Source organism: Candidatus Binatia bacterium (assembly GCA_023150935.1).
Classification (GTDB): Bacteria; Desulfobacterota; Binatia; order HRBIN30; family HRBIN30; genus JAKLJW01.
This window is the reverse complement of sequence record JAKLJW010000145.1, coordinates 1-600: the sequence shown is the minus strand read 5'-3', so window position 1 is coordinate 600 and position 600 is coordinate 1. Positions and strand designations below refer to the sequence as shown.

Here is a 600-nt window from a genome sequence, read left to right as displayed (position 1 = left end):
CGCGATGTAGTCGCAGACGCCGCGCTGCGCCCCGTGTTCCTTCGCCCACTCCTGCGCGGCGGGGGGGAGCAGCCCCGTGTCGGAGGAGAGCGCGAGGAACATCTCCCGGATGAACCCGGACGCCTTCCGCCGCATGCGCCGCACGCGGTAGTCGTTGTAGAAGTGGCGGGAGAGGAAGCGGGAGAGCTCCATCTGCCGGCGCTCCATCGCGTGCGACGGCGCGACGAGGCGCTCCCCGCGCTGGGCGTCGAGGGGGTCCTTGGGGGACATCTCGAGGAGGCGCTCCCGCGACCGGTCGAGGAGGTCCGTCACCGCGCGGTCGATGAGCGAGCGGACGACGTGGTACCGGCGCCGCGCCGGGTCGAGGCCCGGGAATCGCCGGGTCACGTCGTCGAGCGCGTCGCGCCAGAGCGCGACTTCCGACAGCGCTGCCTCGTCGAGGATCCCCGACGTGAGCCCGTCGTCGACGTCGTGCGTGTTGTAGGCGATCCGGTCCGCGGCGTCGACGACCTGCGCCTCGAGGCAGAGCTGCCGCTCGCCGTGTTTCAGGAGGGACTCCCGCACCTCGGCGGTGAGGTTCAGGCCGGGGAACCCCGGGTA

The 600-nt window shown here is 72.3% G+C and carries 1 protein-coding gene; it reads right to left on the bottom strand.

Features of this window, described 5'->3' with window-relative positions; translation table 11 throughout:
* On the bottom strand, nt 1–600 hold a 600-nt coding region (locus tag L6Q96_23415; protein ID MCK6557497.1), incomplete at both ends, for a deoxyguanosinetriphosphate triphosphohydrolase.